The sequence below is a fragment of the Enterobacter sp. PGRG2 genome, assembly GCF_030291195.1.
Taxonomy (GTDB): Bacteria; Pseudomonadota; Gammaproteobacteria; order Enterobacterales; family Enterobacteriaceae; genus Enterobacter_D.
Genome location: NZ_CP127837.1, coordinates 2,742,306 through 2,755,355, shown reverse-complemented (window position 1 = coordinate 2,755,355; position 13,050 = coordinate 2,742,306). Strand labels below are relative to the sequence as shown.

At 56.7% G+C, this 13,050-nt stretch carries 10 protein-coding genes; 5 read left to right on the top strand and 5 right to left on the bottom strand.

The window, feature by feature from the left end:
• Positions 1-47: 47 nt before the first annotated feature.
• Positions 48-2,324: an ATP-dependent Clp protease ATP-binding subunit ClpA gene (gene clpA / locus QRD42_RS12160; protein WP_072568011.1), complete on the bottom strand. Its 2,277-nt coding sequence runs from the start codon at positions 2,322-2,324 to the stop codon at positions 48-50.
• 29 nt (positions 2,325-2,353) lie between these two features.
• On the bottom strand, positions 2,354-2,674 hold the full coding sequence (gene clpS, locus QRD42_RS12155) for an ATP-dependent Clp protease adapter ClpS (protein WP_072568010.1): 321 nt from the start codon (positions 2,672-2,674) through the stop codon (positions 2,354-2,356).
• Positions 2,675-3,001: 327 nt separating this feature from the next.
• Here clpS and cspD point away from each other — a divergent pair, with 327 nt between their 5' ends.
• Positions 3,002-3,241 carry a cold shock-like protein CspD gene (cspD, locus tag QRD42_RS12150; RefSeq protein WP_072568009.1) on the top strand — a complete coding sequence of 80 codons (240 nt, stop codon included), beginning with the start codon at positions 3,002-3,004 and terminating at the stop codon, positions 3,239-3,241.
• A gap of 65 nt (positions 3,242-3,306) precedes the next feature.
• On the opposite strand, the gene macB is transcribed toward cspD, so the two are convergent.
• Positions 3,307-5,253, bottom strand: a complete 1,947-nt coding sequence (gene macB / locus QRD42_RS12145) for a macrolide ABC transporter ATP-binding protein/permease MacB (protein WP_318363508.1) — start codon at positions 5,251-5,253, stop codon at positions 3,307-3,309.
• Positions 5,250-6,365, bottom strand: coding sequence for a macrolide transporter subunit MacA (gene macA / locus QRD42_RS12140; RefSeq protein WP_321987224.1), 1,116 nt, complete (start codon positions 6,363-6,365; stop codon positions 5,250-5,252). The genes macB and macA overlap by 4 nt, the downstream gene beginning before the upstream one ends.
• 158 nt (positions 6,366-6,523) lie before the next feature.
• On the opposite strand from macA, the gene QRD42_RS12135 reads away from it, so the two are divergent.
• Positions 6,524-7,477, top strand: coding sequence for a VirK/YbjX family protein (locus QRD42_RS12135; protein ID WP_321987223.1), 954 nt, complete (start codon positions 6,524-6,526; stop codon positions 7,475-7,477).
• On the opposite strand, the gene QRD42_RS12130 is transcribed toward QRD42_RS12135, so the two are convergent.
• A complete protein-coding gene (locus QRD42_RS12130; protein ID WP_321987222.1) occupies positions 7,474-9,132 on the bottom strand; it encodes an ATP-dependent endonuclease in 1,659 nt (552 codons plus the stop codon). The genes QRD42_RS12135 and QRD42_RS12130 overlap by 4 nt on opposite strands.
• 202 nt (positions 9,133-9,334) lie before the next feature.
• Here QRD42_RS12130 and QRD42_RS12125 point away from each other — a divergent pair, with 202 nt between their 5' ends.
• The 3 genes from QRD42_RS12125 to hcr all read left to right on the top strand — a co-directional run bounded on the left by QRD42_RS12125 (position 9,335) and on the right by hcr (position 13,010).
• Positions 9,335-10,234, top strand: a complete 900-nt coding sequence (locus QRD42_RS12125) for a lysine exporter LysO family protein (protein ID WP_072568004.1) — start codon at positions 9,335-9,337, stop codon at positions 10,232-10,234.
• 144 nt (positions 10,235-10,378) lie between these two features.
• On the top strand, positions 10,379-12,031 hold the full coding sequence (hcp, locus tag QRD42_RS12120; protein WP_321987221.1) for a hydroxylamine reductase: 1,653 nt from the start codon (positions 10,379-10,381) through the stop codon (positions 12,029-12,031).
• Between the two features lie 10 nt (positions 12,032-12,041).
• On the top strand, positions 12,042-13,010 hold the full coding sequence (hcr, locus tag QRD42_RS12115; protein WP_321987220.1) for an NADH oxidoreductase: 969 nt from the start codon (positions 12,042-12,044) through the stop codon (positions 13,008-13,010).
• Positions 13,011-13,050: the final 40 nt, after the last annotated feature.

Here is a 13,050-nt window from a genome sequence, read left to right as displayed (position 1 = left end):
CATAAAAAAACCGGGTTTTCACCCGGTTTTGTTTTATTTAAAAGAGATTAATGCGCGGCTTCGGCTTTGTGCTTCTGGGCACTCTGAAAACCGTAGGTCAGTTCATTTTTCTCTTTATCCAGCGCCACTGTCACCTGGCCACCGTCCACCAGCGAACCAAACAGCAGTTCGTTGGCGAGCGGTTTTTTCAGGTTATCCTGAATGATACGTCCCATCGGACGCGCACCCATGGCACGGTCATAGCCTTTCTCTGCCAGCCAGTCGCGCGCTTCCTGGCTGACTTCCAGCGACACGCCTTTCTGATCCAGCTGCACCTGGAGTTCGACAATAAATTTGTCGACCACCTGATGGATAACCTCGGTAGAGAGGTGATCGAACCAGATAATATTGTCGAGACGGTTACGGAATTCCGGCGTAAAGATCTTCTTAATCTCGCCCATCGCATCGGTGCTGTTATCCTGGTGGATCAGGCCGATGGATTTACGCTCGGTTTCACGTACCCCGGCGTTGGTAGTCATCACCAGCACCACGTTACGGAAGTCTGCTTTACGCCCGTTGTTATCGGTCAGCGTGCCGTTGTCCATCACCTGCAACAGCAGGTTAAAGACATCCGGGTGCGCTTTCTCGATCTCATCCAGCAGCAGTACCGCATGCGGATGCTTGATCACCGCATCCGTTAACAGTCCGCCCTGATCGAAGCCGACGTATCCCGGAGGCGCGCCGATCAGACGACTGACCGTATGGCGTTCCATATACTCGGACATATCAAAACGCAGCAGCTCAATGCCCAGCGCTTTCGACAGCTGCACCGTCACCTCGGTTTTCCCGACCCCGGTTGGCCCGGCGAACAGGAAAGAGCCAACAGGTTTGTGATCCTGGCCAAGACCGGCACGGCTCATCTTAATCGCTTCGGTTAACGCCTCAATCGCATTATCCTGCCCGAAGACCAGCATTTTCAGGCGGTCGCCGAGGTTTTTCAGCGTATCGCGATCGCTCTGCGAGACGCTTTTCTCAGGAATACGCGCGATGCGGGCCACCACGGATTCGATGTCCGCCACGTTGACGGTTTTTTTACGTTTGCTGACCGGCATCAGACGCGCACGCGCGCCCGCTTCGTCGATCACGTCAATCGCCTTATCCGGCAGGTGACGGTCGTTGATATATTTCACCGCCAGCTCCACCGCCGCACGTACCGCTTTCGCGGTGTAACGCACGTCGTGGTGCGCTTCGTACTTCGGCTTCAGCCCGTTCAGGATCTGCACGGTTTCTTCTACAGACGGCTCGGTGACGTCGATTTTCTGGAAACGACGCGCCAGCGCACGATCTTTCTCGAAGATGTTGCTGAACTCCTGATACGTGGTGGAACCCATCACGCGGATCTTACCGCTGGAGAGCAGCGGTTTGATTAGGTTTGCGGCATCCACCTGGCCACCCGACGCAGCGCCCGCACCGATAATGGTGTGGATTTCGTCGATGAACAGAATACTGTTGGTATCCTGCTCCAGCTGCTTTAACAGCGCCTTAAAGCGTTTTTCGAAATCGCCGCGGTATTTTGTGCCCGCCAGCAGCGAACCAATATCCAGCGAATAAACCGTACAGTCGGCCATGATTTCCGGCACGTCGCCCTGCACAATACGCCAGGCGAGGCCTTCAGCAATGGCGGTTTTACCCACGCCGGACTCACCCACCAGCAGCGGGTTGTTTTTGCGACGACGGCACAGAACCTGAATGGTGCGCTCCAGCTCCTTATCGCGGCCGATCAGCGGGTCAATTCCGCCGACACGAGCAAGCTGATTAAGATTGGTGGTGAAGTTTTCCATACGTTCCTCCCCGCCTGCCTGCTCTTCAGTATTAGGTTGGTTGCCGGGTTCGGACGACTGGCCTGGCTCATCTTTACGCGTACCATGTGAAATGAAATTCACGATATCAAGACGGCTAACTTCATGTTTGCGCAGCAGATAGGCTGCCTGCGACTCTTGTTCGCTGAAAATGGCGACAAGCACGTTCGCACCGGTCACTTCATTGCGGCCGGATGACTGAACGTGGAAGACCGCGCGCTGCAACACACGCTGGAAGCTGAGCGTAGGTTGGGTATCCCGCTCCTCTTCGCTGAGCGGCAGCACGGGTGTGGTTTGTTCGATGAAGGCTTCAAGTTCCTGACGCAGCGCGACCAGGTCCACGGAGCACGCTTCGAGTGCTTCGCGAGCTGATGGGTTACTGAGCAACGCCAGTAACAAGTGCTCTACGGTCATAAACTCATGTCGGTGCTCGCGCGCTCTGGCGAAAGCCATGTTTAAACTGAGTTCCAGTTCCTGGTTGAGCATTGGGCACCCCCCTCAATAGTTTGCCTTGATCAGGCTTTTTCTAACGTACACAACAATGGATGTTCGTTCTCCCGGGCATACTCATTCACCATCGCCACCTTGGTCTCCGCAACTTCGGCGGTAAACACACCACAGATAGCTTTCCCGTGATAGTGAACGGTGAGCATCAATTGCGTTGCGCGTTCTACATCATAAGAAAAGAACTTTTGTAGCACGTCAATAACAAATTCCATCGGCGTGTAATCATCGTTCATTAACATTACTTTATACATGGATGGCGGTTTTAGCGCTTCGCGCTGTTTATCTGCCGCCAGCTGGTCGAAATCCAGCCAGGTATTGGTCTTGCCCATCGCTCGTATTCATCTTCGGTTGAAGTTGCCAACAGCGTGCACGCTGTCAGTAACTTGAGTCTAGATGCATTTTGAATCTACATCATAAGTGAGATAACTATCATCTATCATTGCCATCCGCGATGGCTGTCACAAACTACCGCAATTGCGTTAACTGCTTCAAAATTTTGACTCAATCATGCTTCGCTGCACACCCTAACGCTTGACCCAAAGCCCGAAATATCTAAATTGTACAGGTCGGGAGTTGGCGACGTTTTGAACAACTGCCCTCTCTGCCACCGGTTCATTCCATCTTACTTAAATAAGATTTACGAAGGATGTCGAAGCATGGAAACGGGTACTGTTAAGTGGTTCAACAACGCCAAAGGGTTCGGCTTTATCTGCCCTGAAGGCGGCGGCGAAGACATTTTCGCTCATTATTCCACCATCCAGATGGATGGTTACAGAACGCTCAAAGCCGGGCAGATGGTCCGGTTTGATGTACATCAGGGACCGAAAGGCAATCATGCCAGCCTCATTGTCCCCCTTGAAACGGAAGCCGTTGCGATTGCCGAGGCCGTCGCGTAGTCCTGCTTCGTTTCATTGTGTACAGCCTGCCAGTAAAATGCCAGCCCGCGGGCTGGCATTTTTATTTACTCACGCGCCAGCGCATCCACCGGATCCAGCCGCGCCGCATTGCGCGCGGGTAGCCAGCCAAAGAGCACGCCGGTGAAAGTTGAACAAACAAACGCCGTCAACAGCGCCACCGGTGAAAAACCAATTTCCCAGCCGGGCAGGAAAATTTGCAGCGTAAAGGCAATCAGCATGGATAAACTCACGCCTAGCGCCCCGCCCACCAGACACACCAGCACCGCTTCAATAAGAAACTGTGACAGCACGTCGCTGGCCCGCGCCCCGACCGCCATCCTGATGCCGATCTCACGCGTACGCTCCGTCACCGACACCAGCATGATATTCATCACGCCAATACCACCGACCAACAGCGAGATCACCGCCACCAGCGTCAGAAACAGCTGTAATGTACGTGTGGTCTTTTCCGCCGTTTTCAAGATGCCGTCCATATTCCAGGTGAAGAAATCTTTTTTACCGTGGCGCAGGGAGAGCAGCCGCGTCAGCTGCTGATCCGCCTGTTCGCTGCTGTAGCCCTCTTTCACCCGCACGGTGATCGAGTTAAGCCAGGACTGCCCCATGATGCGCCCGGACATGGTGGTATACGGCAGCCAGACGCGCAAAATTTTGCTGCTGCCGAACATCGACTGCTTCTCTTCCGCCACGCCTATTACCGTCGCGGGCATATTGCCAACGAGGATCACCTCGCCCACCACTTTCGCTTTATTGGGGAAAAGCTGCCGCCGGGTATTGGCGTCCAGCACCACCACCTGCGCGCGCCCTTTCAGCTGTTCGTCGTTAAAGGTCGCCCCTTCGCTGAAGGTCATGCCGTAGACGTTAAAATACTGCCCGCTGACGCCGTTGGCGCTGGAGGCGACGTCAATGCCGCCGTAACGTAAACGCAGGCTTTGCGATACCGCAGGCGTGGCGGAGCTGACCCACGGCTGCTTCTGAATGGCCACCAGGTCGTCATATTTCAGCGACTGCTGATACTGCGGATCGTCATCGCCAAAATCTTTGCCGGGATAGACATCAATGGTATTGGTGCCGATGGCGCGTATATCCGCCAGCACCAGCTGTTTCGCCGCATCGCCGACCACCACAATGGAAACCACCGAGGCGATGCCGATAATGATCCCCAGCATGGTCAGCAAAGTCCGCATTTTGTTCGCAGCCATCGCCCGCCAGGCCATGGTCAGCGCTTCGCGAAATCCGCTGCTGAACTGTCGCCAGCCGCTTTCCGGCCGGGTATTCACATGGCGATCCGCGCTGGCGGCGGCGCGGGATCGCGGCGGCGGATTACTGATGATTTCCCCGTCGCGGATCTCAATGATGCGTTCGGCCTGCGCCGCCACCAGCGGATCGTGGGTGACGATGATCACCGTGTGACCGTTGTCGCGCAGCTGATGCAGGATCGCCATCACTTCTTCGCCCGAACGCGAGTCCAGCGCCCCGGTAGGCTCATCGGCGAGGATCACCTGGCCGCCGTTCATCAGCGCGCGGGCAATACTGACGCGCTGCTGCTGGCCGCCGGAGAGCTGGGACGGCTGATAGCTTTCCCGCTCCCCCAGCCCCAGCCGTTGCAGTAATTCATGCGCCCGCTGTAAGCGCGCTTTACGCTCGGTACCGGCGTAGACCGCGGGCACTTCGACGTTCTGCGCCGCCGTCAGGTGCGACAGCAGATGGTAGCGCTGAAAGATAAAGCCAAAATGCTCGCGGCGCAGGCGGGCCAGCGCGTCTTTATCCAGCAGGGCGACATCGCTGCCCGCCACGCGATAGGTGCCGCTGGAGGGCTTATCCAGGCAGCCCAGAATATTCATCAGCGTCGATTTACCGGAGCCAGACGCGCCGACAATCGCCACCATTTCACCCGCTTCAATGCTAAGGGTGATCCCCTTCAGCACCTCCACCTGGCCTTCGCCGGAGGGATAGCTGCGGCGAATGTCATGCAGTTCGAGCAGCGCCGTCATGGCGTCACTCCGGGCGTTGTAGTGCCCGTCACCACTTCATCGCCCGCTTCCAGGCCTTTGGTCACTTCCACATCGGTGTCATTACGCGCGCCGATAGTCACTTCGCGCTCGCGGGTTTCGCCATTACGCAGCAGCGTGACCTTGTAACGGTTATCGCCAATGGGATCGCCCAACGCCGACAGCGGCACGGTAAGCACATTTTTCACTCCTGAAAGCTGAATATGCACCTGCGCGGTCATCTCCAGACGCAGCACACCTTTCGGGTTCGGCACTTCAAAACGGGCATGATAAAAAATCGCGTCGTTCACTTTTTCCGGCGTGGGCAGAATATCTTTCAGCACGCCTTCATAGCGGGTGAGCGGATCGCCCAGCACGGTAAACCAGGCTTTCTGGCCGGGTTTAAGATGAATGACGTCCGCTTCCGAGACCTGGGCTTTCACCAGCATGGTGCTCATATCCGCCAGCGTCAGAATGTTCGGCGCCTGTTGCGCCGCGATCACTGTCTGGCCCTGCAGGGTGGTGATTTGCGTCACTTCCCCGGCCATAGGCGCGACGATGCGCGTGTATTCGAGGTTCGTTTTAGCCGTATCCAGCGTTGCCTGATTACGTTTAATTTGCGCGTCGATGGTACCGATTTGCGCCTCTTTTACCGCCAGCTCAGTGATGGCAGTATCCAGATCCTGGCGCGACACCGCCTGGGTTTTCGCCAGTTGCTGCTGACGGCCCAGCGTCACCTGCGCCAGACGCCTTTCCGCATCTGCCTGGCGGCGCTGCGCGCACAGCTCCATTAATGTGGCTTCCACCTCTTTGATCTGGTTCTGCGCCTGCTCCGGATCGATAACGCCCAGCAGCTGATCTTTCTTCACTTTATCGCCAATATTCACCGACAGCGTTTTCAACTGACCGCTCACCTGCGCACCCACGTCAACTTTGCGCAGCGCATCCAGTTTGCCGGTGGCCAGCACGCTTTGCTGCAAATCACCCGGCCGGACGATCAGCGTCTGGTACTGCGGCAGCGGCGCATTGAGCTGCCGCCACAGCCAGAATCCGGCAATCAGCGCCAGCACGGTCAGCAACAATATGACCTTCCTGCGTTTTCCCTTTAGCTTCATATAAATTCCAGTAATTGAGCTGACTTCAGTAATGATGAATTCTACCTAAACGGAGGGTCAACGAAACCCCACCTTTATTTTATCCCGCAAACCCATTGAGGTGGCGTTGAGAGTGCCCTTGCTGAAATGAATGCCTGGTTATTACGCGCAGGTTTATCATGTCTACATTCGTTGCCACTCCACACTCCGCATTGCCACAACCTGAAACAGGCTGGCAGCTTTTCCGCCATTTAGCCAGCGGAATGCTGATCCCCGGCCTGGCCTGGCAAAACCCGGCCTACCGCCGGAAATTTGTGCTTCGCTCGCTGGCGACGCCCTTCGCTACCGCAAAGTGGATGTCCATTCTGGTCAGACAGCCGTGCCTGCTGCAACTTCTTAACGCGCAGCCGGGCCTGCCGTGCCGTCTGCATCGCCCCTGGCTGTCGGTGAACATCTCCCGGCAGACGGCGATTGACGCCCTGCGCTGGCATTACCAGAGCCTGATGCAGCAACTGCCTGCCAGCGTGCTCAATGGCTACCTTTCCCGTCACGGTGTGGCGCTGGCGACCCTTAACGGCAAAAACGATCAGCCCTACAGCCTGCGTCTGCGCGCGGATGCGATGCTGGACAAAGAAGGCGAAGCGACGCTGGTGTTTTGCGATGCTGAGCAGACGGTGCTGGCGGAGCTGACTTTTACCCTCTGCCCGGTGGAGGGCAAAAACACGCTCTATATTGGCGGCTTACAGGGCGCGAAAGCCCATATCGATCATCAGTTGATCCAGAGCGCCACCAAAGCCTGCCACGGCCTGTTCCCGAAACGCCTGCTGGTGGAAGCGGCCATGGCAATGGGTGAAAAGCTGGGGGTGGAGCAGATCCTCGCGGTCAGTAACCATACGCATATTTATCGCAACTGGCGCTACCGCCAGAAAAAGCAGGACAAACTGCACGCCGATTACGACGGCTTCTGGCTGTCGCTGGGCGGCGAGCCGACGGCCAGGGGCGATTATCAGATGCCGCTGGCGATGCCGCGCAAGCCCATGGAGGAGATCGCCAGCAAAAAACGCGCGGAGTATCGCCGCCGTTATGAACTGCTCGACAGCCTGCTGACGCAGGTGCAGCGCGCGATGGACTAATCTGCCCGCCCGCGTGCCAGCCACAGCACGCGGGAAAACATCTTGCGCAACAGCAGCGGCACGGCATCCACACCGCGTCGCCCCGCTTCCATCGCCACTTCTATCGCCAGATCCGGTTTCGATGAGCGGTGAATGGCTTTGATGATCACCCGCCGCATATTCATTGGCACATTTTCCGGCAGTTGCGCCACTCGGTGATAAACGTCGGCGAAGCCTTCGCGATACATAAAATGTTCCATGTCCATCGCCGGTAAGGGCGTCAGGTGATCGCGTTCATGATCGCGATTGCCGTCCAGCATACTGCGGGCGGTGGCGGCGTATTTTTTCCCGGCCTCGTCACCATCCACCAGCACATGCCATTCAATCCCCATGCGACGGGCGAATTTGATCAGCGGTTTCAGGCCGGACTGGGCGAACTCGATCACTTTGATCCCTTCGGCGTCAAAATGATGACCGCACTGGCGCGCCAGTTCGCTGATCACCCAGGTTTCCGTTTCCCCTTCCACCAGCAGCCAGCAGCGGGCAAACAGCGACGAAGGGCGGTTGGCGCGGATATGAAATGCGATGCGGCGGCTGTCTTCGGCGTTCATACCGCCCGGTCCCAGTCGCCATGCGGCGATACGGGAGGAGCCGCGCACCAGCCGACAAACATGTTCCACCGGCGTCAGCGACAGCAGTTCGCCGGAGTTAGTGGTGGTGATGCGCTGCAACGGCAGCAGGTTCAGCAACTGCCAGGCCACCGACAGCATGATTGGGTGCAGGCGGGTCTCCGGATCTTCAATCAGCAACAGCGGCCTCGCGTCTTTATCAAGGCGTATTGTGCCTTTCGCCTGTAACAGGGTGGAAAACAGCCCCAGCAAAATGACCCTGTGGCTGCGACCGCCAGGTTTGTCGATCATCCGGTTGATAATATCGAGATAGCGCCAGCTGCGCTGCTCATCGTGAGCGTGGCGGCGCAGCAGACGATGCCGCGCCTCGGTGGTGCCCTGTTCGGCAAAATAGTGCTCCAGCAGCTGTACCATCGCCGTCAGCCCGTGACGTATCTGCCCGTCGCTGAGGTTTTGCGGACGCGACACCAGTTCGCGGGCCAGGAAATCAAGCTGCCGGGCGGTGACGTCCACATCCGGCGCTTCCGGCACCGTACCGTTGCGAATGCGGCGCATAAAACGGGCATCCCGCAGGCGCAATACCGGCATCAGACGCACCAGATGCCGCGCCTGTTCATCGATGTTTGTCAGCGGCAGCAGTTGCCCTCCGGCATCCAGAAAACCGCGCAGGGTCATCACGCTGCCGTCTTCTCCCAGCTCGCCCTCCAGCCGGTAAAATATCCGGTGATAGCCATCGTCTCCGGCCACCCAGCAATCGGTCAGCGGCCGGTAACGTCGGGCATGGCGGTGCCCCGGCTCGGTTTCACGAAAGGTCAGAATGATATGCAGATGGTGTTCGCGCCCCATAACATCGCCCGGGGGAAACCAGAAATCATCGCGCGTGAAATGATAAAGCGTGGATTCAGGTGATAATAACAGCGTCAGCGCATCCAGCAGGCTGGATTTACCCCACGCGTTTTCGCCGATCAGAACATTATTTTCTTCCAGCAGCAGAGATAATCGGTTAATACCGCGAAATCCGGCAATGTCCACGCGTTCCAGCAGCATAACTCCTCCGGCAATAATGGCGCTCCATTGAGTACAACAGTATAGCGGGCCGGAAAAAAGTAAAATATATCAAGACCTGAGAGAATATACGGACATCACATCTGCATAATTTTTCTTTATTTCTGCTTCTTTACTCACTTAAGCGGATTGAGTAGTGTGTTACGGCGCTATTTCATTTTTAAGCAAAGGATCCAGGCTGTTCATGTTATCAGGACTACTCATCATACTTATCCCGCTTATCGTGGGTTATCTCATTCCCCTGCACCATACCGCCGCCCTTAAGCTGATTAACCGCTTATTAAGCTGGATCGTATACGTCATTCTTTTTTTTATGGGGATAAGCCTGGCCTTTCTCGATAATCTGGCGACCAATCTGCTGGCCATACTGCATTATTCCGCGGTCAGCATCGTCATTATTATGCTGTGTAATATTGCCGCCCTGTTATGGCTTGAACGCGCCCTGCCCTGGCATCATCAGCACCAGCAGGAAAAATTACCGTCGCGGGTGGCCATGGCGCTGGAATCCCTTAAGCTGTGCGGCGTGGTGGTGCTCGGTTTTATAATTGGCCTCAGCGGGCTGACATTCCTGCAGCACGCCACCGAAGCCAGCGAATATACGCTCATTTTCCTCCTGTTCCTGATTGGCATTCAGCTGCGTAATAACGGCATGACCTTAAAGCAGATCGTGCTGAACCGCCGCGGAATGATTGTCGCCGTGGTGGTACTGTTAAGCTCGCTGGCGGGCGGCATAATTAACGCGCTGATCCTTGATCTGCCGCTGAAAACCGGTTTAGCTATGGCGTCCGGTTTTGGCTGGTATTCCCTCTCCGGCATCCTGCTGACCGAATCCTTTGGCCCGGTCATTGGCAGCGCCGCCTTCTTTAACGATCTGGGCCGTGAACTGATCGCCATTATGCTGATCCCGGCGCTGGTGCGCCGTAGCCGTTCTACCGCGCTGGGATTATGCGGCGCCACCTCCATGGACTTCACGCTGCCGGTACTGCAACGCAGCGGGGGGCTGGAGATGGTTCCCGCCGCCATTGTGCACGGTTTTGTGTTAAGTCTGCTGGTACCGCTGTTAATGGCCTTTTTCTCCGCCTGATACCCCTCCGGCGGTAGTTCGCTACCGCCTGAAATTGCGTTAAATCAATCTCCCTGCAAGTAGTCATACAAATCACTTTAAACCCCTGCGTCAGCGGCATAAGCTTAAACATGCATTTCAAATATAACTTATACAGGTGTGATCATGTTTTGTGTGCAATGTGAGCAAACTATCCGTACTCCGGCTGGCAACGGCTGTTCTTACGCGCAGGGGATGTGCGGTAAAACCGCAGAAACTTCTGATTTGCAGGATCTGCTGATTGCGGCGCTGCAGGGGTTATCCGCCTGGGCGGTAAAAGCCCGTGACTATGATCTCATCGACCATGAGATCGACAACTTTGCGCCACGCGCCTTCTTCTCCACCTTAACTAACGTAAACTTCGATTCGCCGCGTATCGTGGGTTATGCCCGTGAAGCCATTGCGAAACGTGAAGCCCTGAAAGCGCTGTGCCAGAGCATCGATCCGGCGGCCTGCGTGGATCATCCGCTGGCGGATCTGCAACTGGTGAGCGACGATCTGGGCGAGTTGCAGCGTCAGGCAGAAGCCTTCACGCCGAACAAAGACAAAGCCGACATCGGCGACAATATTCTCGGCCTGCGCCTGCTGTGCCTGTACGGCCTGAAAGGGGCGGCGGCCTATATGGAACACGCTCACGTGCTGGGCCAGTACGATAACGCCATCTACGCCCAGTATCACAAAATCATGGCGTGGCTTGGCACCTGGCCTGCGGATATGAATGCGCTGCTGGAATGTTCGATGGAAATCGGCCAGATGAACTTCAAAGTGATGAGCATCCTCGACGCCGGTGAAACCGAAACCTACGGCCATCCGACCCCGACCCAGGTGAACGTCAAAGCCACCGCCGGTAAATGTATTTTGATCTCCGGTCATGATCTGAAAGATCTCTATAACCTTCTGCAACAGACCGAAGGCACCGGCGTGAACGTTTATACCCACGGCGAAATGCTGCCGGCGCACGGCTACCCGGAACTGCGTAAATTTAAACATCTGGTGGGTAACTACGGCAGCGGCTGGCAGAACCAGCAAGTGGAATTCGCCCGCTTCCCTGGCCCCATCGTGATGACCTCTAACTGCATTATCGACCCGACGGTCGGCGCGTATGACGATCGTATCTGGACGCGCAGCATCGTCGGCTGGCCGGGCGTAAGCCACCTGGAAGGTGACAATTTCGCGCCGGTGATCGCCCAGGCTCAGCAGATGGCGGGCTTCCCGTTCAGCGAAATTGAACATCTGATCACCGTGGGCTTTGGTCGTCAGACGCTGCTTGGCGCGGCGGATACGCTGATCGATCTGGTAAGCCGTGAAAAACTGCGTCACATCTTCCTCGTCGGCGGCTGCGACGGTGCACGCGGCGAGCGTAACTACTTTACCGATTTTGCCACCAGCGTGCCGGATGACTGCCTGATCCTCACCCTCGCCTGCGGGAAATACCGCTTTAACAAGCTGGACTTCGGCAACATCGAAGGGCTGCCGCGTCTGGTGGATGCCGGTCAGTGTAATGATGCTTATTCGGCGATTATTCTGGCGGTGACGCTGGCGGAAAAACTGGGCTGCGGCGTGAACGACCTGCCGCTGTCGCTGGTGCTCTCCTGGTTTGAACAAAAAGCGATTGTTATTCTGCTGACGCTGCTGTCGCTCGGCGTCACCAATATCGTCACCGGTCCGACCGCGCCAGGCTTCCTGACGCCGGATCTGCTGGCGGTACTGAATGAGAAATTTGGTCTGCGTTCCGTGACCACCGTGGAACAGGACATTCAGCAACTGCTGAGCGCGTAAGGAGGACGTTATGACGATGCCCGTAGCCCAATGCCCATGGCGTATGCAGGTTCACCACATCACACAGGAAACGCCGGATGTGTGGACGCTGTCGCTGTTATGCCATGACTACTACCCGTACCGTGCGGGCCAGTATGCGCTGGTCAGCATTCGTAATTCCGTCGATACGCTGCGCGCCTATACGCTCTCCTCAACGCCTGGGGTCAGCGAATACATCACGCTGACTATCCGTCGTCTGGAGGGCGGCGCAGGCTCAGAGTGGCTGACCCGGGACGTGAAGCGCGGCGACTATCTGTGGCTTTCCGATGCGCAGGGGGAATTCACCTGTGATAACGAACCTAACGATCGGCTGCTGTTGCTGGCGGCGGGCTGTGGCGTGACGCCGATTATGTCAATGCGCCGCTGGCTGGCGAAGTATCGCCCTGACGCCGATGTGCAGGTGATTTTCAACGTCCGCTCGCCGGAAGATGTCATTTTTGCCGATGAGTGGCGTCGTTATCCGGTAACGCTGGTGGCGGAAAACAATGCCACTCACGGTTTTGTCTCCGGACGCCTGACCACGGAACTGCTGAAATCCGTGCCGGATCTGGCCTCGCGCACCGTCATGACCTGCGGCCCCGCGCCTTATATGGATCTGGTGGAAAAAGAGGTGAAAGCGCTGGGCGTAACCCGCTTCTTTAAGGAGCAGTTCTTTGTACCCGCCGCCGCCGCAGCAACGGGCGGGCTGAAAATCAGCAAACTGCAACCGGCGCGGGATTTTTACGCCCCGGTCGGCAGTACGTTACTGGAAGCGATGGAAAGCAATAAGGTGCCGGTTAACGCCGCCTGCCGTGCGGGCGTATGCGGTAGCTGTAAAACGCGGGTGCTTTCCGGGGATTACAGCGTAACCAGCAGCATGACGCTGAGCGATGCGGAGGTGGCAGAGGGCTATGTGCTGGCCTGCTCCTGCCATCCGCAGAGTGATTTAGTGTTGGCGTAATAAATAGCGCCGGGTGGCGGCTTACGCCTTACCCGGCCTG

Coding starts and splice junctions, on each gene's coding strand:
- clpA (WP_072568011.1), bottom strand. CDS start 2,324: ATGCTCAACCAGGAACTGGAACTCAGTTTAAACATGGCTTTCGCCAGA.
- clpS (WP_072568010.1), bottom strand. CDS start 2,674: ATGGGCAAGACCAATACCTGGCTGGATTTCGACCAGCTGGCGGCAGAT.
- cspD (WP_072568009.1), top strand. CDS start 3,002: ATGGAAACGGGTACTGTTAAGTGGTTCAACAACGCCAAAGGGTTCGGC.
- macB (WP_318363508.1), bottom strand. CDS start 5,253: ATGACGGCGCTGCTCGAACTGCATGACATTCGCCGCAGCTATCCCTCC.
- macA (WP_321987224.1), bottom strand. CDS start 6,365: ATGAAGCTAAAGGGAAAACGCAGGAAGGTCATATTGTTGCTGACCGTG.
- QRD42_RS12135 (WP_321987223.1), top strand. CDS start 6,524: ATGTCTACATTCGTTGCCACTCCACACTCCGCATTGCCACAACCTGAA.
- QRD42_RS12130 (WP_321987222.1), bottom strand. CDS start 9,132: ATGCTGCTGGAACGCGTGGACATTGCCGGATTTCGCGGTATTAACCGA.
- QRD42_RS12125 (WP_072568004.1), top strand. CDS start 9,335: ATGTTATCAGGACTACTCATCATACTTATCCCGCTTATCGTGGGTTAT.
- hcp (WP_321987221.1), top strand. CDS start 10,379: ATGTTTTGTGTGCAATGTGAGCAAACTATCCGTACTCCGGCTGGCAAC.
- hcr (WP_321987220.1), top strand. CDS start 12,042: ATGACGATGCCCGTAGCCCAATGCCCATGGCGTATGCAGGTTCACCAC.